Annotated in this window: 2 protein-coding genes; both read right to left on the reverse strand. The window is 73.9% G+C overall.

Features of this window, described 5'->3' with window-relative positions; all coding sequences use genetic code 11:
- A partial coding sequence (locus R6V09_RS53875; protein ID WP_317888657.1) for a TIGR03619 family F420-dependent LLM class oxidoreductase occupies positions 1–614 on the reverse strand: 614 nt, incomplete at its 3' end.
- On the reverse strand, positions 611–955 hold a 345-nt coding region (locus R6V09_RS53880; RefSeq protein WP_317888658.1), incomplete at its 5' end, for a ketoacyl-synthetase C-terminal extension domain-containing protein. The genes R6V09_RS53880 and R6V09_RS53875, both read right to left, overlap by 4 nt.

The following is a 955-nucleotide window of genomic DNA, read 5'->3' on the forward strand; positions in this document are numbered from 1 at the left end:
CCCTCCACCTCGTGCCAGGGCATCCATCCGGCGCCGAGGGCGAGGGCGCGCCGCAGTACGCGGGGGCCGCTGCCGCCCAGGAGGATCGGCGGGTGGGGGCGCTGCACGGGCTTGGGCAGGGACCAGATGGGGTCGAACTTCACATGGCGGCCGTGGTGGGAGGCCTCGTAGTCCCTCCAGATGGCGCGCATCGCCTCCAGGTGCTCGTGCAGGCGGGCGACGCGGGTACGGGGGTCGACTCCGTGGTTGAGCATCTCCTCCTCGTGCCATCCCGCGCCGACTCCGAAGAGGAACCGTCCGCCCGAGACCACGTCGAGGCTGGCCACCTCCTTGGCGAGGACGATCGGATCGCGCTGCGCGGCCAGGCAGACCCCGGTGCCGACGCGGAGCCGGGTGGTGGCCGCCGCCACGGCCGTCAGGGCGACGAAGGGGTCGAGTCCCTGCCGGGTCTCGGCGGCGCCCAGGGAGGCGTCGCCGCGGTGGGCCGCGTGCACCGGGACATGCGTGTGCTCGGGCACGAACAGCGACTCGAAGCCCCGCTCCTCGACCGCGCGGCCGAAGTCCGCGGGCGCCATCGACACGTCGGTGACCAGCATCGCCACGCCGAACCTCATGACATCACCTCACCGGTCGCGGGTGCGCCCGCCAGCACCGCGTGGGCGTTGGTGCCGCCGAAGCCGAAGGAGCTGACGCCCGCCAGCCGGTCTCCCGGACCGCTCGGCCAGTCCTGGAGGCGGTCGACCACGCGCAGCCCCAACTCGTCCATCGCCACTGCCGGGTTGGGGCGGGCGTAGTGCAGGGTCGGCGGCAGCTTCGCGTGGTGGAGGGCGAGCACCGTCTTGACGACGCCGGCGAGGCCCGCGGCTCCTTCCAGATGGCCGAGGTTCGATTTGACGGAGCCGATCAGCAACGGCGCCGCGGCGGAGTGGGCCGTGCCGAGCGCCGCGCCGAGCGC

It is taken from the genome of Streptomyces sp. W16, assembly GCF_033194735.1.
Lineage (GTDB): Bacteria > Actinomycetota > Actinomycetes > Streptomycetales > Streptomycetaceae > Streptomyces.